Source organism: Paenibacillus agri (assembly GCF_013359945.1).
In the GTDB taxonomy this organism is placed as follows: Bacteria; Bacillota; Bacilli; order Paenibacillales; family Paenibacillaceae; genus Paenibacillus_AQ; species Paenibacillus_AQ agri.
Map to the genome: position 1 here is coordinate 1 of NZ_JABWCS010000046.1, position 243 is coordinate 243.

At 54.7% G+C, this 243-nt stretch carries 1 rRNA gene; it reads right to left on the bottom strand.

Going from position 1 to position 243, the window contains the following annotated elements:
• Positions 1-243: ribosomal RNA gene (locus HPT30_RS00215) — 23S ribosomal RNA — on the bottom strand; the annotation flags it as partial.

The following is a 243-nucleotide window of genomic DNA, read 5'->3' on the forward strand; positions in this document are numbered from 1 at the left end:
AGCGCCCAAGTCGTTACGCCATTCGTGCGGGTCAGAATTTACCTGACAAGGAATTTCGCTACCTTAGGACCGTTATAGTTACGGCCGCCGTTTACTGGGGCTTCGGTTCATAGCTTCGGGTTACCCCTAACCACTCCCCTTAACCTTCCAGCACCGGGCAGGCGTCAGCCCGTATACTTCGCCTTACGGCTTCGCACAGACCTGTGTTTTTGCTAAACAGTCGCTTGGGCCTTTTCACTGCGG